Source organism: Blautia sp. MSJ-9, from assembly GCF_018919065.1.
Lineage (GTDB): Bacteria > Bacillota > Clostridia > Lachnospirales > Lachnospiraceae > Blautia_A.
Genome location: NZ_JAHLQG010000039.1, coordinates 58,739 through 77,749 on the forward strand (window position 1 = coordinate 58,739; position 19,011 = coordinate 77,749).

The 19,011-nt window shown below is 42.0% G+C and carries 16 protein-coding genes, 3 tRNA genes, 1 rRNA gene and 1 pseudogene; 6 read left to right on the forward strand and 15 right to left on the reverse strand.

Annotated features, from left to right (window positions below):
- Positions 1-61: 61 nt before the first annotated feature.
- The 8 genes from KQI87_RS11010 to KQI87_RS11045 form a co-directional block, all read right to left on the reverse strand.
- Positions 62-1,054: a substrate-binding domain-containing protein gene (locus KQI87_RS11010; RefSeq protein WP_216460192.1), complete on the reverse strand. Its 993-nt coding sequence runs from the start codon at positions 1,052-1,054 to the stop codon at positions 62-64.
- Positions 1,055-1,356: 302 nt separating this feature from the next.
- Entirely contained in the window at positions 1,357-2,361 is a 1,005-nt protein-coding gene (locus tag KQI87_RS11015) for a LacI family DNA-binding transcriptional regulator (protein WP_216460193.1), read from the reverse strand.
- Positions 2,362-2,762: 401 nt separating this feature from the next.
- The gene (locus KQI87_RS11020; protein ID WP_216460194.1) at positions 2,763-3,995 is read right to left on the reverse strand and encodes a 6-phosphofructokinase; all 1,233 of its coding nucleotides are present in this window, start codon (positions 3,993-3,995) and stop codon (positions 2,763-2,765) included.
- 409 nt (positions 3,996-4,404) lie between these two features.
- Positions 4,405-5,796, reverse strand: coding sequence for a uracil-xanthine permease family protein (locus tag KQI87_RS11025; RefSeq protein WP_216460195.1), 1,392 nt, complete (start codon positions 5,794-5,796; stop codon positions 4,405-4,407).
- 171 nt (positions 5,797-5,967) lie between these two features.
- Positions 5,968-7,713, reverse strand: a complete 1,746-nt coding sequence (locus KQI87_RS11030) for a S8 family peptidase (RefSeq protein WP_216460196.1) — start codon at positions 7,711-7,713, stop codon at positions 5,968-5,970.
- Between the two features lie 153 nt (positions 7,714-7,866).
- Positions 7,867-8,625, reverse strand: a complete 759-nt coding sequence (locus KQI87_RS11035; protein WP_216460197.1) for a prolipoprotein diacylglyceryl transferase — start codon at positions 8,623-8,625, stop codon at positions 7,867-7,869.
- 115 nt (positions 8,626-8,740) lie between these two features.
- Positions 8,741-9,565, reverse strand: coding sequence for an arginase (locus KQI87_RS11040; protein ID WP_216460198.1), 825 nt, complete (start codon positions 9,563-9,565; stop codon positions 8,741-8,743).
- Positions 9,566-9,572: 7 nt separating this feature from the next.
- Positions 9,573-10,484, reverse strand: a complete 912-nt coding sequence (locus tag KQI87_RS11045) for an HdeD family acid-resistance protein (protein WP_216460199.1) — start codon at positions 10,482-10,484, stop codon at positions 9,573-9,575.
- Between the two features lie 209 nt (positions 10,485-10,693).
- Between KQI87_RS11045 and KQI87_RS11050 the strand changes: the two genes are divergently transcribed.
- From KQI87_RS11050 to KQI87_RS11065, 4 genes are read left to right on the forward strand one after another with little or no spacing between them, the layout of a single operon-like run.
- On the forward strand, positions 10,694-11,491 hold the full coding sequence (locus KQI87_RS11050) for a GDSL-type esterase/lipase family protein (RefSeq protein ID WP_216460200.1): 798 nt from the start codon (positions 10,694-10,696) through the stop codon (positions 11,489-11,491).
- Positions 11,488-11,964, forward strand: a complete 477-nt coding sequence (locus KQI87_RS11055; protein ID WP_216460201.1) for a DUF4358 domain-containing protein — start codon at positions 11,488-11,490, stop codon at positions 11,962-11,964. Before KQI87_RS11050 ends, KQI87_RS11055 begins: the two co-directional genes overlap by 4 nt.
- A gap of 24 nt (positions 11,965-11,988) precedes the next feature.
- Positions 11,989-13,377 (forward strand): MBOAT family O-acyltransferase, encoded by a 1,389-nt coding sequence (locus KQI87_RS11060; protein ID WP_216460202.1) that lies wholly within the window; start codon positions 11,989-11,991, stop codon positions 13,375-13,377.
- Between the two features lie 12 nt (positions 13,378-13,389).
- Positions 13,390-14,754 carry a DHHW family protein gene (locus KQI87_RS11065; RefSeq protein WP_253292480.1) on the forward strand — a complete coding sequence of 455 codons (1,365 nt, stop codon included), beginning with the start codon at positions 13,390-13,392 and terminating at the stop codon, positions 14,752-14,754.
- Positions 14,755-15,067: 313 nt separating this feature from the next.
- Here the strand turns inward: KQI87_RS11065 and KQI87_RS17005 are convergent, their stop codons facing one another.
- Positions 15,068-15,787, reverse strand: a complete 720-nt coding sequence (locus KQI87_RS17005) for a LytR/AlgR family response regulator transcription factor (RefSeq protein WP_216460203.1) — start codon at positions 15,785-15,787, stop codon at positions 15,068-15,070.
- 545 nt (positions 15,788-16,332) lie between these two features.
- Here KQI87_RS17005 and KQI87_RS11075 point away from each other — a divergent pair.
- Complete coding sequence (locus KQI87_RS11075) at positions 16,333-16,563, forward strand: hypothetical protein (protein ID WP_216460204.1); 231 nt, start codon at positions 16,333-16,335, stop codon at positions 16,561-16,563.
- 67 nt (positions 16,564-16,630) lie between these two features.
- Here KQI87_RS11075 and KQI87_RS11080 read toward each other — a convergent pair whose 3' ends face one another.
- Entirely contained in the window at positions 16,631-17,038 is a 408-nt protein-coding gene (locus KQI87_RS11080; RefSeq protein ID WP_216460205.1) for a 4Fe-4S dicluster domain-containing protein, read from the reverse strand.
- 313 nt (positions 17,039-17,351) lie between these two features.
- On the opposite strand from KQI87_RS11080, the gene KQI87_RS11085 reads away from it, so the two are divergent.
- Positions 17,352-17,933 carry a GNAT family N-acetyltransferase gene (locus KQI87_RS11085; protein WP_216460206.1) on the forward strand — a complete coding sequence of 194 codons (582 nt, stop codon included), beginning with the start codon at positions 17,352-17,354 and terminating at the stop codon, positions 17,931-17,933.
- Between the two features lie 151 nt (positions 17,934-18,084).
- Here KQI87_RS11085 and KQI87_RS11090 read toward each other — a convergent pair.
- From KQI87_RS11090 to KQI87_RS11110, 5 genes and pseudogenes are all read right to left on the reverse strand, one after another.
- Positions 18,085-18,332 (reverse strand): annotated as a pseudogene (locus KQI87_RS11090) (sodium/glutamate symporter); the annotation flags it as partial.
- Between the two features lie 91 nt (positions 18,333-18,423).
- Positions 18,424-18,494 (reverse strand) — tRNA-Cys (locus tag KQI87_RS11095).
- Between the two features lie 36 nt (positions 18,495-18,530).
- Positions 18,531-18,602 (reverse strand) — tRNA-Glu (locus KQI87_RS11100).
- A 44-nt stretch (positions 18,603-18,646) separates the two neighbouring features.
- Positions 18,647-18,719, reverse strand: a tRNA-Asn gene (locus tag KQI87_RS11105).
- Positions 18,720-18,789: 70 nt separating this feature from the next.
- Positions 18,790-19,011: ribosomal RNA gene (locus KQI87_RS11110) — 23S ribosomal RNA — on the reverse strand; the annotation flags it as partial.

Below are 19,011 nucleotides of genomic sequence, written 5' to 3' on the forward strand. Positions count from 1 at the left end.
GAAAATTCATATAGTTTGGCAGCCATATGAATTTCCTCTTTAGATCAGCTTTTACTTGTAATTAGAAATCATAATCGTCCATATTGTCTTTTGTTACGTCAATACGGGCATCTCCGTAATAAATACCATCCTGCTCGGAGATTTTCTCATATCCAGGTACATTCAGATTCATGCCATCTTCTACTGTTCCATCAAGAGCTGCCTTAGCCATTTCAATCATTGCTTTACCTGCATCTGCCGGATCCCATACAGAGAAGGAAGCGATTGTTCCGTCTTCAACATACTGTCTTGCGATAGATGTCATGGATGTTCCGACGATCTGAACTTTACCAGCAAGTCCAAGTTCCTCAACTGCCTGTGCAGCACCTACAACGTCTGTAGAAGCGGAACCTTCGATAGCTGTGATATCCGGGTTAGCTGTCAGGAGCTCTTTTGTCTGGTTGTAAGATGATGTTGTATCATCACCAGTCTCATAACGTCCAAGTTTCTCCATATCCGGGAATTTATCTTCTGCAACTTTATCTGCTGCATCGCACCATTCATTGTGGGAAACAGATGTAAGGGAACCTACAAACTGAACATATTTACCTTTACCGCCTGTAAGATCTCCAAGCTGTTCCATGAAGTTTGCGCCATAGTCTGCATTCTGGAATGCTTCAATATCATAATCACGAACACTTTCATCCATAGATGCTGCTTCATGAGTAATTACTTTAATACCCTGTTCTTTTGCTTTCTCAAGTACAGGTGCAAGGGATTCAGAGTCAAATGGAACTACACAGATTGCATCCCAGTCTTCTGCCAGAAGAGACTCTACATAAGAAGCCTGATCAGCACCTTCTGCAGATCCGCCATAGAAAACGTCTGTACCATTTTCATCATTATACTCATTAACACCATCTTCCATTCTCTGGAACCATGCAATGTTGGTCATCTTCGGTACAACTGCAATCTTGTAATCCTTTCCGTCCGCTGCCATTACACTGGCACAGGTACCAAGAGATGCAATTGTTGCCGCTGCTGTACAGATACAAATAACTTTCTTTAAATTCATGATAAAACCCTCCTTTTGTTTAGTATACATAGTTACTTGTTTTTCTTTTTGTTGAGCTTATTGTATACTAATCATATGGTATTGTCAATATCTTTTTATGTTTTCGTCATTTTAAAATAGTTTAGTTCATGTTTTTTGTGCATTTTTAACACCTTCAGTATTTCCACACAGCAAAAAAGATGGCTAAACATTATTGTTTTGTTTAGTCATCTTTTATTCCAATCATTCAGAAATATTTTATCCATCACCTGTATACTACGCAGGCACCACTATACTCAGGGTTAAATGAATATTTCCATTCATCATTTTTTCATAGAGGTGCGCACGATCAGATCACCGGAAATTCTGGTTTTTACCTTTCTGTACTTCTCATCCTGCATCCGTTCAATTAACTGACCTGCTGCAACTTTCCCTATCAGCTGTCTCGAAACCTGAACCGTAGTCAGGCTCGGTGAGCACACTGCGGAATATGGAATATCATCAAATCCCACAATCGCAACATCCTCCGGTATCTCAAAATCTCTGTGCCTGAACGCTTTCATCGCTCCCAGTGCAATAATATCATTATCAGCGAAGAAACACGGCGGCAAATTGCCCTTATCGTGACTGTCAAGATATGCCTTCATTTCTTCGTACGCTTTCATCATAGAACTGTTCAGCGCAATTTCATCTTCCTCTCTCACTTCCAGATGATACATCTCTGCAAAATGATAAAAAGCCCGTGCACGATCCTCAAAGTTCTGAGCATCATAACTGCTCTTCAGATATCCGATACGTTTATATCCGCACTCAGCAGCGTACTCCAGTGCAATACGCACATTCTCTTCATTATCGATTCCCACACAGCTGTACTCCATCCCAGGCATCATATTGTCTACACATACAAAAGGAATAGGGATCTTTTCCAGCATTCTGAACTGCTCTTTTCTGATTTCCGTTGCTATTACAATTACTCCCTCATACTTACTGAATTCAATATTCTCCAAAACACTCTCGGACCCCAGCTGTACTCTCATAAGCGTCGGAGAGTACCCTTTCTCCGTCAGCGTCTGCATAGATGCATCCACGATCATTCCTACGAATCCCTGATTCTCCTCAGTAAGCAAACCTTCTCCCAGAACACATTTCAGCAACAGGATCTGATGCGTTGTTTTCTTCTTTCTCACTGCCGGCACATAACCGGCTTCCTCTATGGCTTCTTTTATTCTCTTCCTGGTTTCATCACTGACACCTGGTCTATCATTCAGAACAATAGACACTGTGGCAGGTGATACACCAATTTCAGCTGCCAGCTCTCTTATATTCATTATGCCTCCTCCAATATACTTTTTACTCTCGATAATCCCCCAATCTCCAGTACAGCGAAAATTAAGCATCTGCTATATTGACGCAGGACGATTTTCTCATATGCCAAGTGAAGGAATGAGACGTAACGGTGGCTACGGTGATTGACGACAACACGGCATATGAAAGATCAGCCAGATCAATATGACGGTTATTTAATATTCGATGTACGAGTAAACATCTAAAAACATTATCCCATTTTTAGTAGTGTTTAGTCAATAGTCTTTATCCCATAATTTTTCATACAAATTTGTGACTTTTTACAAATGCGAAATATTACCTGAACATAAGAATACGGGAAGAAATCCAGGTGTATATTTAGCTCACACCGAAAATCTTCCCGTATTCTTATCTATATCTAATTTTATTTCCGATACACAAATGCCGGAAGTCCATCTTCACCGTAAGAGATTTCTACAGTTCCCTGAACCAGCGGACGGGCATAGCGGATAAAATCTTCTGTAACATCAGAACCGTCTGAAGTAATCCAGTTTAACGGAACTGTTTTCTCTTCATTACAGATATCGTTGACATCTTCCAGACCGCATTCCATAATATAAGAATCATCCTGTGCTTCTTTACGGATGAATGAGATCATCTTTCCAGTCACCCCATCTAACGCTGCCTGCACGCCAAATTCGCCGGCTTTGACAGCTTCCTGTTGGTCTGTAGCTGACATCATAGATGCAGAACAGCGCTGGCTGACATTAAGCTCTACAGAGCGGGCTTTAACGCCAAGACGGTTACGGACAAGATTTTCCAGATATTTTCCACAACCCGCCAGCATCTTGTGACCAAAAGTGTCTGTACCTACAGAATTGTCATATTCGCAGATAAATGTACCCTGTGCATCATGAATACCTTCGGATACACACACAATAACATTGCAGTTTTTCTCAAAAGCTCTCTCTACTGCCCTGAGAAAAGCTTCCTGGTCAAAAGCTGTTTCCGGCAGATAAATGAGAAGAGGATTATCACCGGTATATTTACGCGCAAGAGCAGATGCAGCCGTAAGCCATCCCGCATGACGTCCCATAATCTCTATGATAGTTACGGATTTCTTCTCATAAACATTTGCATCTATCGTAATTTCACGGACTGTAGATGCCACGTATCTGGCTGCACTTCCAAATCCCGGTGTATGATCTGTATGAACAAGATCATTGTCAATCGTCTTCGGTTCTCCTATGACACGGATATCACTTCCAATCTTCTCTGCATATCTGGAAAGTTTGCTTACTGTATCCATGGAATCATTTCCACCAATATAGAAGAACCAGCCAATGTTCATTTCCTCAAATTTCTTAAAAAGCTTCGGATAAACCGGATCCTCCAGTGATTCCGGCAGCTTATAGCGGCAGGAACCGAGATATGCTCCTGGAGTGCTCTTCAGACCATCAAGCTTCTCCCCCGGTAGTACTTCTGCGAAATCAAGGATTGTTTCCTTCAGGAATCCTTCGATTCCGTTTATCATTCCATAAATATGTTCAATCGCATCCGGATGTCGCCTTCCTTCTGATACAACTCCGTAAAGACTGCTGTTAATAACTGCTGTAGGGCCGCCGGACTGGCCGACGATCAGATTCTTTCTGGACATGAGAGACCTCCTGTGTCATTTAATTTTTTGAATACCATTAGATAGTGTTATTATAACACATAAAAATCAAATACGGTAAATTTTTTGAATATTTCTGATATTTTCCGCAAAAGTCTCCGCAAAGCATTCATTTGTTGATAAATATTTATATTTTTCATCTACCATTTATGTGGTTTTCTACAAAACCTATTTTTAGTGAAGCGGATAAAATCATCCGCTTCACTACTTGCTCATAACCAAATAACTGTTCCGCAGTTTAGTTAAAATAAGAAAAAATTATCAAACATTCCAGGTAATTTGCTATAACATAAAAGGTGTGCTTCCACATCCCCCTGCAGAAACACACCTTTATTTTTCCATATTTAGTTTTTATCTTTGACTCAAAAAGATATTTATAAGTTTTCGCTCTTTATGCCCCGAATTCTTTATGATCCTCTTCCAGCTTATGCTCTATTTCAATCTTTTTTTTTGCCTCTTCTTTCTTCTCGTCCCGTGTTTTCGGAAGAATTACATTCAGAAGTACTGCAATGATCGTTGCAAGAACAACCGGTGATTTTCCAAAAATTGTTGTTACCCATGTCGGGAAGCTTGCAAGTGCCGCTGTTGCCTGAGATACACCCATTCCCAGTGCTGCTGCAAGTCCTACGATTGATGAGTTACGATAATCCATCTCAGCAGAAGCAACCAGCTTCATACCTGTCATTGCGATAGATGCAAATACAGATACTGTCGCACCGCCCAGTACGCACTGAGGAATGGTTGTCAGGATTGCTGAGAACTTCGGAACCAGACCAGCTACGCCAAGGATTGCTGCTGCAAGCCCCAGTACCCAGCGGTTGATAACCTTTGTGGTTGTAACGATACCTACGTTCTGGCTGTATGTAGCTGTCGGAAGTCCTCCGAGAAATGCACCTACTACGTTAGAAATACCATATCCGACGATACCTCTCTGAAGTTCCTCGTCCTTAGGAGTTCTGTCCATAGCTCCAATAGTAGTCGCTGAATAATCACCGATCGCCTGAATAGAGTTAATCGCAAACAGGATTCCAAGTGCCACGCAGGAAGACGGCTCAAACTGTACTCCGAAATGCATCAGAGACGGAAGCTGACAGACACCTGCCTCGCCAATGCTTGAGAAATCTACCATTCCAAATGGAATAGAAACCAGATATCCTACGATGATACCGATCAGGATAGAAGCCAGTTTCCAGATTCCCTTTCCAAAATGGTTCAGTGCCGTAACCACGATCAGAGTAAAAAATGCGATCGCCCAGTTCTGCCAGGAACCATAATTCGGATTGCTGGTACCGCCCGCCATATAGTTAATGGCTGTCGGATACAGGGAAAGACCAATGGTAAATACGACTGTTCCCGTGATCAGCGGTGGGAAGAATACTCGAATCTTCTTGACCAGCAAACCCATGACAACTGCTACGATACCACCAACGATCTCCGCGCCCATGATCGCTGCTATGCCGTACGATTCCGCTATCGCCTGCATACTTGGCACATAAGCAAAGCTGACACCCATGATAATAGGCAAGCCTGAGCCAATTGCAAATTTCGCCTTTCCGCCAATCGGAAACAGCTGAAGCAAAGTTGCAAGTGCTGCAATGACCAGTGCTGACTGAATCAGAATAACCTGGTCCTCTCTGGAAAGTCCGCCCGGGACTGCTCCGGAAACAATGATCGCCGGTGTTACACATCCTACGATCATGGCTACGACGTGCTGCATGGCAAGTGGTAATGCCTCACTCATGCGGGGGATTCCGTCAATTTCAAAAATACTGCCTCTCTTCATAATTGCCTCCCAATTTCTTTTGTATATTGTAACATTTTTCTTCCTAAAAAACAATTAGACTGCCTAACAATTTTTGGCTGAAACTATACAAGATTTATCCCGCAAATTTGGTTACTATTTTGACAAACTTCTTCCTTCCCCTGCACATTCCTTTTTTCCGAAAATAATCTCCTAACTGATAACCTCAAATGTATGATACAGATCCAGTCTTCCATATCCCCATGCCGGATTCGGATACTCCATCTGTTCTTCTCTGACTGCCCCTTTCTGCAGATAAAATTTCACTGCATTCCCTGAAGCATATGGAATATTTCCTCTTACAATTGCCCATTCCAGCACCAGCGCTGCTGCCCCTGCAGTGATCGCAGCTGCCAGACTGCTCCCTGAAGCCTTTCCAAATGCGCCTCCTGGCAATGGAATGATCAAATCTACCCCCGGTGCCGCCAGATCCGGTGTCACCTGATTATTCGGAGTAAAGCCACGCCCCGCCTGAAAATACAGACTATTATCCCTATACTGATAGGCAGTCGCAGTAATACTTCTGGTAGAATCTCCGGGTGCTGTGACTGTGGTATACGGTGTAGATTCCAGGAAATAAGTCTCCGTAGAGATCAATCCCTGCACCGGAAGCCACATGTGAAATCTACTGCCTGGTCCTTCCTTTTTACTGACATTTATCTTCCAAATCCCGGCGGCAGGATGAAAGAACCGAAAATAGACCAGCTGCTTTCCTGTCAGCCGCTCCATCCTCACATAATTGACCAGTATTTTCGTCTCTACAAAAATAAAACTCAATTCTTGTGTCCCTGCTCCAAGTGAACTACTCACATACAATGTCTCCCCTGCCGGGGACTGCACAGATACCATATAATCATCCGGTGGATCTCCCCAGCATTCCATAGAAAATCCCTGTTCTCCCTCTGCAATACGCAGTTCCACAGTATCCTGATTCCTCACACCACTTAGTTCTGCTGTGTAATGGTGCTGTGCTGCTCCCTCATTTCCTGCTGCCACTGATACCGATACCTGAGAATCTTCATTAATATAGTCTACATATCTACTCAGTTCACTATCTCCAATATGCGCCCCCTGACTAGTGCCCAGTCCCAGACAGACAGAAACTGGCATTCCCATAGCTTTCGCTGTCCTTACCGCATAAGAAACTCCAAGCATAATATCGTTCTCCTGAAATACCTCTGCCTGCGGCGGATACTGATAAAACTTCCGCAAGTAAGATTTTGCTGTCTTTAATTTCACTACAATGATCGTAGCTTTCGGAGCAGCCCCGGAGAAATTTTCCGAAGGTATGAAATTTCCTGCTGCCAGCCCCGCCATAGCTGTGCCATGTCCATTCTCATCTACAGACGGCACGATTTCCCGCGGATTCTCAGCTGTAAATGCCTGGTTAATTTCTTCTCTTGTAAAAACTTTTCCATAAGGCACCCGTTCATCTTCATTCCCTGGTATCGTCTGGTCCCAGATATACGCGATTCTGCTCACATCTCCACTGCGAAAGATTGGATTCACATAGTCAATTCCAGAATCAATAACTGCAATCACTGTTCCCTCTCCCTGCTGATTCAGATAAGGATGATTATGTAACCTCGTGATTCCTGAGGCATTCAGAGCATCTACGTCCATAAATGTATAGCACTTTGGCAACGATGCATAACTGTAGGAATTGATTTCCAACGGGCCGATCTCATTCAGCGGGACATATAAAATTCCAAACATCTCATTGACAGGAAGAAATTCCGCATCTGCTCTGTCTTCATAATCTTCCCCCATATTCTGTCCATGCTTTACAATAAAATCCCCGTACTGTTCATCCTGTGCCGGTGGTATGAACGGCTCAGTATGAATGCCGGGGATTTCTTCCTGCTGTATCTGCATCTCAAAATCGTCAGGTCCGAACATTTCTGTCCTCCTGAATTTTTTATATATGATATGTGCCAGATCTCCTTTTTATGATTTATCGTAACTATTCCACAGTCTACCAGCTGTAAAAGTACTGAACAGTTGCAAGTCATCTTTCTTCCCAACTCATATTTTCTTATACCTGTCTGTACTTTATCTGTTGTTTTTCTGTTTTCTCATAACAGACAACAATAATACGGCTCCTGCCACGGCAGTAAAAATACTGATAAACTGTGAAGTCGACAATACGCCGACGCTTCCTCTCTCAATATCTCCTCTGAAGAATTCAATTACAAATCTTCCTATACTATAGAAAATCAGATAGCAGGCCGCCACCTGTCCATCTGCCTTTTTATGCTTTGCCACATAAAGTAGCAGCAGAAAATGAAGGAAATCCAGAATACTGGAGTAAATCTGCGTCGGAATCAATGCCACATTATTTTGTGCAAAATCTGAATTTGTAAACGTAACCGCCAGTGCCCCGGAAGTCTCCTTTCCGTAACAGCATCCCGCAAGGAAACATCCAATTCTTCCAAATCCCTGCGCCAGTGCGATAGATGGCATCATCAGATCAAAATACTCCAGAAATTTCAGCTTCTTTATCCTGCAGTACAACCATCCTGCCAAAATTCCTCCTATGATCCCGCCATAAACAACAAAACCATCTGAACTGATCAACTGCCGCGGATTCTGTAGAAATTCCTGCCAGTTTGTGATCCAGAACAGAATCTTTGCAGAAGCAAATCCACCGATTGCACACCACACTACCAGATAAAAAATATGTTCATATGCAAGATTCAGCTTCCGTGCTCTCTGCTCCGCTACAAACCAGGCCGCCAGCACGCCCATGGCGATCATAAAGCCATAACCATAAACCGTCAGTGGTCCTATATGCAGTAACTCATTATGCATGTTTCAAGTCCTCTCTAATCTTAAAATACTTGTAACTGTTCAATGCCTTCACAGTTACAAATCAAACTTCATTGAAAATCGCCTGCGGCGGTGGTATTTTGATATCCAGGCCATTTCACTTTCCAAACAAACCATCAAAAACTTCCAGCAATTTTTCATTTGCAAAATCGTTGGACTCATTCTCATGTGCCGCCTCTGCATCCGCTTCTCCACAGATGTCCACACCTGCAATACTTCTGCCATTCTCTTTTGCACATTCAATCACAGTCTGTATCCCTGACAACAACGTAGTCAAATGCATATCTCCCTGACTCCATGTCATCTGTGCATCTTCTGTACATAGCACATCCTTGTCAATAGATATATATAATGGCAAAGATTTTTCAAAATCTGCGTATATACCTTCACCTCGTGTCCAGTTACACGCTTCACAGACCGAAGCTTTGAGAAAACTGTTTATCTCCTCATCATTCATTCCCTGAAGCTTCTCCCTGGAAAGAAATGTTACTTTTCTCTTCAGCGTCTCATCCACCTGTTCATACGCAGCTTCATCCGGACCAATAAGGATTACATGTTCCAGCTTCTCCACTTCCTCCAATGCCGCAGCAATCCATCCTCCACAGGACAGAATACCGCCAAATGCCGGCAGCTGCATATCTGTATGATTGTCATAGACCAGCAGACAGAACGGTTTCTCCATCCTTGCCATCCAAAGCCTTGTCATATAGTGATAATTGCCGGAATCGATAAAGTGGATTCCGGCAACCGAATGGCTTTCTGTTCTTTTATTGATCTCTGCGATTGCTTCATCATCACAATAGCAGTTTGTTCCACATATGTCCTGAACCTCGATCCAGGACACCTGTCTGTTTTTCCAGAATTCTTCTTCCCTATAAATCCCGGAAAAATTCATGAGCACAATTGATGTCTGTTTCTGCATGCTTCACTCAATCCTTCCATTCTTCCAGTGGTTCATCATGATTTTTCAACATTTCCCTGATTTCTCTTCCCGGACTCTCCACATTTTCTTCTGTTTTATCCTTCTTAACTTCCAGAATAGCCTCTGCATCTGCAGTCTGAACTGTTTCCTTGGACAAATTCACTTTCGCAGTCTGAAATGCTTTTTCAAATCCTGTATCCGCATCTGCATTCTGCTCTTCCGACTCCGGCACTGATTCCTGTACTTTTTCCGGTTCTGGCGCTATATTCTCTTCTACCTCCACATAATCTGCTTCTTCTGTATTCACAACAGATGTCTCTGCCAGTTTACCAGAACTCTTCTCTGCCTCTTCCTTATCTCTGACAATGCGAAGTTTCTCCGCTTTTTTCATTCCAGTACGGAGCATGATCAGAAATACAATATCAACCACACCATTTGCCGTCAGAATGATTCCTGAAAACAAGATCATCTTCTTCACACTCAAGAAAGAATAAAACAGCATGGAAACCCCAAGCGCAATGAAGATCAGACATCCAATAAGAATCACTTTCCAACGGCCGCGCTCCGCTTTCTTTAATCTGTAACTTCCCTTAATTTTCCAGATGCTGTCAACCAGTACAAAAGCACCTAATAAATAAGGAAGAAGCTTAATCACGATCTGTGGCGTAAAGAAAAGAAATATTCCCAGCACCATAACGATCACACCGGTAAACAAATCCAGAATTGTTGCTTTCTGTTTCTCAGCTGTATAAATTACAATATGATAAATCCCTGCTGCGATCATTACCAGACCAAATATAACCTTACAAATGATGTTCACTGTCTGATCCGGAATCAGGATCAGACACAGACCAAACGCCAGATAAAAAATCGACGAAATGATCTCACTCTTTAAAAAACCTGAAACTTTTTTTCCCACAAACCATTCCTCCTGACTGTATAAATTCCCCGTTATTGTTTCAGTATACCCCCTTTCTTTCTCTCCGTCCACATACAACTGAACGACTTTGTGTAAATTTTGTGAAATTTCGCTTGAAGTTTTTTCCAGTGGTATTATAATGGATTCGAAATATGTCATAAAATGGGGATTTTCCCCACAAGAGCCTATGGCTCTGGGAAGGATTTACTTTGAAAAAACAACCAACGAATAAAGTTTTATTTCTGATCCCTGCTGGTGTGATACTCGCCGGTGCTCTCATATTTCTGGGCACACGTGGGCGCGGGGATGATTCTGTCTGTCAGGAAACAGTTGCCCGTCTTCAGGCTTTGGAGAATTCTGATATTTCCCAGACAGAACAAGAGCTTCAGGAACTGAAACAGGCATCCGGCAGTTCTTCAGACTCCGAGGCAGCTTCAGATGGTTCTGTTACGACCGTGCTGAGCGATGTAGAAATCCGACAGGTATTCGCAGGCAGTGTCATCATCGGTGATTCTATTACAGAATCAATTGTAGAATACGGTTATCTGGATACAGATGTCGTAGTCAGTAAACGAGGCTTAAATGTAGGCGCTGCTGATGATCAGATCAGCACTGCCATCAGTCTGAACCCAACTCATGTATTCATGGCTTTTGGTTCCAATGACCTTGAAATATATGGATCTGATGCTACATCATTTATTGATGCCTACCGCACACAGTTAAAGAAAATTCAGACTGCACTGCCAGATGTTCCGATCTATATCAACTGCATTCTGCCTATTACAGATGAGGCGATCGCACAGACTCCAGATCTTGGCTATTATTCCGACTACAACGACGGACTTATCAGTCTCTGCCAGGAAATGGGATGTACCTATATTGACAATACAGCTATTGTAGAAAGCAGTTCCGAGAATCTGTATGAACCAGATGGTGAACATGTAATTCAGGATTACTATCCAAAATGGCTGACTCACATGGCACAGACAGCGGGGTTACAGGCATGAAAAAATATCTTCATATTATAATTAAGGGTGGTCTTGTCATTTTTCTGGCAGCGTATCTTACAGTCCTTTATACCTCTGACAGTGCCAGAAATGTACCTATTGAAAGTATCGCACAGAGTATGGAGCAGGATTCATCCATTACTTCACTGAATCAGGAAAACCGTACAGATCTGAAACACTACTATCAGACTGATGACCGCAGTATTGATGGATATTTCTTTTACAAGGCTGCTTCACCTATGGCTGTTGAGGAGATCTGTATCATGAAAGCAAGAGACAATACACAGGCAGCCACTCTGCTTGAAAGTGCCAATTCTCATCTTTCCAGTCAGAAACAGGTATTTGAGGGATACGGCACAGATCAGATGGCACTTTTAAACAATGCAGTTGTTGGCAAAAAGGGAAATTACGTATATTACATGTGCGGAGCTGATGCTCAGAACTGGCGCAGCGCCTTTCTTTCCCTGATATAACATCCAGATTGGAGAATTTTTCATATGGTATTTAACAGTATCTTTTTTATATTCTGCTTTCTTCCGGTTTTCATGCTGATTTATTATCTGGTTCCGGGAAAGCTTCGCAACCTGCTGCTGTTTCTTGGCAGTCTGGTCTTCTACGCATGGGGAGAACCTGTCTACGTGATCCTTATGTTGTTTTCCAGTGTCTTTAACTATTATATGGGTACAGAACTGGAACGTTTATATTATGATGACCGAAAGCAAAAGATCAATCTGATTTTTTCCATTGTTGTAAATTTGTTCATCCTTGTATTTTTTAAATATTATGGTTTCCTACTTAATACGATCGGAGGAATCACAGGTATCCACATTCCTCACCCGGAACTTTCTCTCCCGATAGGACTTTCTTTCTACACATTCCGTAATCTGTCCTATCTGTTTGATATTTATTTAAGCAAGATCAATGCACAGAGAAACTTTCTTACTTTTGCAGTATACAGCACCATGTTTCCTTACACTTCTGCAGGACCGATCATCCGTTATGCAGATATTGAGGAACAGTTAACACATCGTTCCCTGAATGTCTCCAGATTTGGTCTTGGTGCAGAGCTTTTTGTCAAAGGTCTTGCCAAGAAAGTTCTTCTGGCAGATAACCTCTCTGCCCTGTACGCCGGAATCTGCGGACATTCCCAAATGTCTGTATTTACTGCCTGGATCGGTATTCTTGCCTATACCATGCAGCTTTATTTTGACTTCAGCGGTTATTCAGATATGGCTATTGGTCTTGGAAAAATGCTGGGATTTGACTTTAATAAGAACTTTGATTATCCATATATTTCCACCAGTGTTTCTGAATTCTGGAGACGCTGGCATATTTCCCTGGGAAGCTGGTTCCGGGATTATATTTATATCCCGCTTGGCGGTAACCGTGTATCCACTCTGAAACATGTACGCAATATTCTTATTGTATGGGCACTTACAGGTCTGTGGCACGGTGCAAGCTGGAACTTCGTACTGTGGGGTGTTTACTATGGTTTCTTTCTTTTACTCGAGAAATTTGTACTCCAGGGAGTTCTGGAACGTATGCCGTCATGGCTTCGCACAGTCTATACCATGCTTGTTGTCATGATCGGATGGGCATTCTTCAGTCAGACTGATTTTGGCGCCCTTGGTCATTATCTGGGGGCTATGTTCGGAATCGGAGCTTCCAGCTTTATAGACAGCACCGCACTTTACTATCTCAAGACAGGTTTTATCCTTCTTTTGATCAGTATCTTAGCATGCCGTCCAACTCCTTATCTGTACTTCAGACGTCTTATTAAACGCAGACCTGCAGCTGCATTAGTTGTAAATCTTATTTTGTTTGCATTATCCGTTGCTTACATGGTTTACAATTCCTACACACCATTTTTATATGCGAAATTTTAGAAGGAAAACAGTATGAAAAAATCATTAAGAAATTATCGGTTATTTTTCCACAGAATGGGACTTATCTTTCTGTTTCTCCCAGTGGTCGTGCTCCTGATAAGTATTGTACTTCCGGACAGAGGGTTCTCCGAAAAAGAGAACCGTGTCCTTTCCTCCCGGCCTCATCTAAATGCCGGTCAGATTGCTTCCGGAGGATATGAAAAACAATTTGAAACTTACGAAAATGATCAGTTTCCACTCCGTGACCTGTGGATCACACTGAAAGCCGGAACCGACCGTCTCATGGGAAAAGTTGAAGCCAACGGTGTATACCTTGGAAAATCCGGATATCTGATGGAAGAATTCAAGACACCTGACCAGGCTCAATATGATGCTACAGTAAAGGCAATGACCGACTTTGCACAGAGACATTCTGACATGAAACAGTATGCACTGATCGCACCAAACTCTGTCAATATTTTAAGCAATAAACTTCCTGCTTTTGCCCCTGTACAGGATCAGAACTCCTGGTTAAACAATCTGTCAGATTCCCTGACGCAGGCAGGCGTGACTTTTATTGATGTCCGCGACACCTTTAAAGATCACAAAATGGAAGATCTCTATTATCACACAGACCATCACTGGACTACCCAGGGCGCCTATTATGCTTATCTGCAGGCAGCGAAAGCAATGGAAATTGATACTTCTGCAGATACTTATGACAAAGCCCCTGTCACCCGTTCTTTTCAGGGAACCTTATCTGCCAAAAGCGGCTTCCGTTCCGGTGAAAAGGATGAGATCGACGTATTTCTTCCAACAGGTGAGAATGTACTTGCGTCCGTTATCAACTACGTAGACGAACAGAAAAAAAGTGCCAGCTTCTATGACACGGATAAGCTTGACACCAGAGATAAATATGCTCTGTTTTTTGGTGGAAATCATGCTCAGGTGAAGATCAGCACGCCTACAGAAACCGATAACACTCTGCTCGTGCTCAAAGATTCTTATGCCAACAGTTTTGTTCCATTCCTTGCCCAGCATTACCGCAAGATCGTAATGGTCGATCCACGTTATTACTACGGCGATCTGGAACAGCTGATCCAGGTTGAAAACGTTCAGGAAATCCTGTATCTGTATAATGCAAACACATTCTTCGCAGATACCTCTCTTGAGCTTGCTCTGTCAAATGAATCTTCTGAGCAGAATACTGATAATGCCACTACTTCCGATAATCAGAGTTCTGTCACAACAGATACTGCCGATCAATCTGCTGATCAGAATAACGATTCTTCCCCTTCAGATGATCAAAGTTCTGCTCAGAAAGGCGATTCTTCTAATTCAGCGGATCAAAGTTCTGACCTGGAAAGCGATTCTTCTGAAGATCAGGCTTCTGAATAAACTATACAAAAACCACAAATCCCCACTGGAAACACAATGCCGAGGAAACATTGAATTCCAGTGGGGATTTTTCACACATTAACACACACTTTTAAACACACACTTTTCACACATTTTTGATAATAGGTTAGGTATACAGACTAATCAAACAAATAATGCCGTTTTTTACCTTCCTCGTACCCGGCTCATCTGCTCTTTCTGCATCAGCTGTACCTTGATATGTATTATATCAGTTTTTTATTTATTCTTATGTTTTATGCAAATTCTTCAATTTATTTTGCAAAATTGTCGATGAATCACTCTATCATCTTCTCTACTGATCCATAAAATGATTCACAAAATAGTTATAATACACATCCAGCATATCCTTTCGCCCACGGACACGTATTGGGACAATTGTTCCGTCTTTCATAACAAAATCATCCTGAACATCCCCAACATAATCCATATTTACCAGATAACTCTGATGGCAGTGTAGGAAACGCTTCTCATTAATCCTTTTCTCAATCTCTACCAGCTTATCTACAGTTACGATCTCTGATCCATCTGCCAGATGCAGTATCACATTATGTTTGTTGCTCTCAATATACATGATATCATCTGTATACGGATAACGGTACTGCCTTCTGCTCTTGATCGCAACTCTTCTTTTCATATCTGTCTTAAGGATCATGTTTAGAAGTTTCATCAGTTTCTCTTCTGAAAATGGTTTCAGTAGATATCCTGATGCCTGTACTTCGTAACTCTCTATCGCGTAGTCTGGGGAAGCTGTAAGGAAAATAAGCGGCACCTTACACTGCAGCTGACGCAGCTTTCTGGCAGTTTCCATTCCATTAAGTTTCTTCATATAAATGTCGAGGAACAGAAGTTCCATATCCAGATAGCCTTCTTCTACATCGGCTACCAACGTCTCGCCTGACGCATACTCTATAATTGAAACTTCTTCATTTATTTCCTCAAAGTACTGGCATAATATTTCTTTCAGAAGGAGTCTCTCAATTTCAACATCATCGCAAATAACTATCGTCCGCACTTCAATCCCTCCTTCCTGTATCACTCATTTTCATTATTGTTCATTCTATTTTCAGTAACCTTTTCTCTTCTACACTATACAATTTTTGAAAAAAATAAACGCCAGACTTCTGCTCTTTTCCGAAACTCTGGCATTTATCTGTAAGCATTATAAATCAAATTTATTATATATGCAGAATCCTACATATTCAAGTACTTTTTTTAATATGTATATTCATGCCCCATCCTTTACAGGATGCTTTCCGCCGCTTTAATGTAGCAAATCTGTTACTGAGAACGGAATGAACAGTAACCAAATCCTATAATATATTATATAGAATCCTAAACATTTTGTCTATGGAAAGTTATCTGTGTTATACTTATGTTACTGGTTACTGTTCACTCCGTGCTCAGTAACACGCTTCGCGATGCACAGAATTTATGCTAATCGCATAAATTCGCGCCGTATGTCTCGGGATTTTGGCATATTCATGCCCAAACGCCTCGCGGGATAGTGGCATGTGAACAGTAACATACTTATTACATTAAATAGAAAGAAGGTATTTTATGCGTCAGGAAAAATTTAAAATGGAACGCCAGGGATTAATCGAAATCGGAGATGAAATCGAAATATCTGAATATCAGTCTTTCATGAACTACAGCTATATCATTGAGCCTGCAGTCGCCATGTCCGGCTGTTATCCAAACTCCCAGCGTATCAAATCCAGAAAAGGGATTGTGCGAAACATTGAGCACACCCCTCGCGGCTTTATTGTAACTGCAGAATTTGACGAATAAACCTGGTTTTTTCACAAATAAAACTCCTCCCGGCTTTTACTCGGAAGGAGTTTTTACTTTCATACTTCTATTCTGCCGCCGACTGTGGCTTCTCAAATTCTTTTGCCACATCCTCAAGAATCTCTCTGATCTTCAGATGCTGTGGACATACTTTCTCACATTTACCACATTTCACACACTCAGATGCCTTTCCGTTTCTGGCTGTATGTACCATATTGTAATAATAATCTGCATTCCAGTCATGGAATACCATCTTCGCATTCATACAGGAGAAAAGATCCGGAATAGAAATATGCTTCGGACATCCTGCAACACAATAGCGACAAGCTGTACATGGGATCATATGTTTCTGATGAAAAATGTCAGCAACCTGATGTACTGCTTCCAGTTCTTTCTCGTTCAGATGCTTAAACTCCTTCATAAAACTGATATTATCTTCCATCTGATCCAGAGTACTCATTCCTGAAAGAACCATCAACACATCCTCAAATCCAGCGGCAAAACGCAAAGCATAGCTTGCAGGACTGCCACCATTTATAATATTGACTCTTTATACGGACAGTACTATACTGTCTTTAAAATTTAAGGTTTATTCTATCAGGTCAGATAATAGCCTGCCGAATCTCCTCTTTTATCATACAGTATGAACTTAACTTTAAGTCAAGTTTTTTCTGAAAATACTTTTATCAACTCAATTGTAGCGCAGTCATCCGCTTCGCTACTCACTCATAACCGAATAACTGCTTCGCAGTTTCGGTTAAACAATGACAGGAAAGGACAACACACTTATGAAAACTAACACTTCCATCACCATTCGTATGGCCAATCCCGCTGATGCACAGGCACTCCTGAATATTTATGCTCCTTATGTAATAAACACCGCAATTACCTTCGAATACGCTGTTCCTTCTGTAGAAGAATTTGCCTCACGCATTGCGCATACCCTGGAAAAATATCCCTATCTTATCGCTGAAGAGGGTGGAAATATACTTGGATATGCCTATGCCAGTCCCTTCCACGACAGACCTGCCTATGACTGGGCTGTAGAAACTTCTATCTATGTTGACCAGAACATTAAACATCGTGGTATCGGCCGTAAACTGCACGATGCATTGGAGAGCACGCTTCGTGAGCAGGGAATTTTAAATATGAACGCCTGCATTGCCTACCCTCCGGAAGAAGATGAACATCTGGATAAAAACAGCGTAGAATTCCACGCTCATATGGGTTACCGTCTTGTCGGCGAATTCTACAAATGCGGCTATAAATTTAACCGCTGGTATAATATGGTCTGGATGGAGAAACTGATCGGAGAACATTTATCAGATCAGAAACCGCCAAAGTTTAACCGACTCACGAAAGTCTCCTAATTCAATTAAAAATATTCGTGCACTTCTGATCAAATAATATTTCATTTTATATAACAGAAAATTTCTTATAATAAGAAAAAAACCTGCAGGTAGGATTCTCCGCCTGCAGCTGGTTACTTCGTCACCATAATTTTTACATGACATAAAAAAATCAGGTATTGAAAATTACTAATAACAGGTAAGCTTTTACAGATGGTGCATACTTCTCACAGATTACCTGCATATTCGCCATAGCGTTCGGTGTTGCTCCCATACCAAACCGCATACACCAGAGGAAAGAACTGCCGCATCGTAGTCAATTGTAAATTTTCCGGAATATTCCCCGATATTGCGGATAAACGCCGCTGCGATCATCGCACCAATATAAATCGGGAATGTTATTCCTGTCATAGACAGAAGCTTTCTTTCCCTGAAGGTCGTCCACAGATTTATTTAAGCAAAAATAAACAAAAAAATACCTCAGATATTTTTATTATCTGAGGTTTAATAGAGGTGCCACCCGGATTTGAACCGGGGATAGAGGTGTTGCAGACCTTTGCCTTACCACTTGGCTATGGCACCATATTAACTTTTATTCATGTAAGAAATCTTACATAGTGACTCCAAGGGGATTTGAACCCCTGTTACCGCCGTGAAAGGGCGGTGTCTTAACCGCTTGACCATGGAGCCTGGTAGAAAATTTTGTTTGATATCGGACTTCATGTTTCCGAAAACTCCCCCTGTTGGACTCGAACCAACGACACTGCGGTTAACAGCCGCATGCTCTACCGACTGAGCTAAGGAGGAATAAAGGTTTGCACCTTCAAAACTACATACATGTTGACATTTCCTTGAGATTCATTACTTCCTGCGATTCTTGGTCAAGCCCTCACCCGATTAGTAACAGTCAGCTCCATGCATTACTGCACTTCCACCTCTGCCCTATCTACCTCGTCGTCTTCAAGGGGGTTTACTTCTTTCGAATGGGATATCTCATCTTAAGGGGGGCTTCACGCTTAGATGCCTTCAGCGTTTATCCCTTCCGGGCTTGGCTACTCGGCCGTAGACTTGGCAGTCTAACCGATGCACCAGCGGCCCG

Coding starts and splice junctions, on each gene's coding strand:
- KQI87_RS11010 (WP_216460192.1), bottom strand. CDS start 1,054: ATGAATTTAAAGAAAGTTATTTGTATCTGTACAGCAGCGGCAACAATT.
- KQI87_RS11015 (WP_216460193.1), bottom strand. CDS start 2,361: ATGAATATAAGAGAGCTGGCAGCTGAAATTGGTGTATCACCTGCCACA.
- KQI87_RS11020 (WP_216460194.1), bottom strand. CDS start 3,995: ATGTCCAGAAAGAATCTGATCGTCGGCCAGTCCGGCGGCCCTACAGCA.
- KQI87_RS11025 (WP_216460195.1), bottom strand. CDS start 5,796: ATGAAGAGAGGCAGTATTTTTGAAATTGACGGAATCCCCCGCATGAGT.
- KQI87_RS11030 (WP_216460196.1), bottom strand. CDS start 7,713: ATGTTCGGACCTGACGATTTTGAGATGCAGATACAGCAGGAAGAAATC.
- KQI87_RS11035 (WP_216460197.1), bottom strand. CDS start 8,625: ATGCATAATGAGTTACTGCATATAGGACCACTGACGGTTTATGGTTAT.
- KQI87_RS11040 (WP_216460198.1), bottom strand. CDS start 9,565: ATGCAGAAACAGACATCAATTGTGCTCATGAATTTTTCCGGGATTTAT.
- KQI87_RS11055 (WP_216460201.1), top strand. CDS start 11,488: ATGAAAAAATATCTTCATATTATAATTAAGGGTGGTCTTGTCATTTTT.
- KQI87_RS11060 (WP_216460202.1), top strand. CDS start 11,989: ATGGTATTTAACAGTATCTTTTTTATATTCTGCTTTCTTCCGGTTTTC.
- KQI87_RS11065 (WP_253292480.1), top strand. CDS start 13,390: ATGAAAAAATCATTAAGAAATTATCGGTTATTTTTCCACAGAATGGGA.
- KQI87_RS11075 (WP_216460204.1), top strand. CDS start 16,333: ATGCGTCAGGAAAAATTTAAAATGGAACGCCAGGGATTAATCGAAATC.
- KQI87_RS11080 (WP_216460205.1), bottom strand. CDS start 17,038: ATGGTTCTTTCAGGAATGAGTACTCTGGATCAGATGGAAGATAATATC.
- KQI87_RS11085 (WP_216460206.1), top strand. CDS start 17,352: ATGAAAACTAACACTTCCATCACCATTCGTATGGCCAATCCCGCTGAT.